Here is a 255-nt window from a genome sequence, read left to right as displayed (position 1 = left end):
TTTAAACAGATTTACGGTTATTTTATTTTTTTGCACATGTTGCTTGAATCGCCTTCGACCAAGGCATGTACTTATTTAAAGTTTCTGGCGTTCGATGGATATCCAGATTTGGTAGTTCTGTTAGTAATTTCACCAAATATTGATAGAAATCCACACCGTTAGCTTTCGCTGTTTCTGCCATACTCAAACAAATCGCATTGGCCTCGGCACCAGCTTCGCTGACGGAAAACATCCAATTTTTTCGACCGATCACAC

The 255-nt window shown here is 39.6% G+C and carries 1 protein-coding gene; it reads right to left on the bottom strand.

Features of this window, described 5'->3' with window-relative positions:
- Window positions 1–22: 22 nt before the first annotated feature.
- The coding region (locus tag M3210_RS20270; RefSeq protein ID WP_251518122.1) for a transposase domain-containing protein at window positions 23–255 on the bottom strand (233 nt) is incomplete at its 5' end.

It is taken from the genome of Oceanobacillus luteolus, from assembly GCF_023715655.1.
GTDB classification, from domain to species: Bacteria; Bacillota; Bacilli; order Bacillales; family Amphibacillaceae; genus Oceanobacillus; species Oceanobacillus luteolus.
Note: the sequence above shows the minus strand (reverse complement) of the source record. Positions and strands in the feature narration are given on the sequence as shown.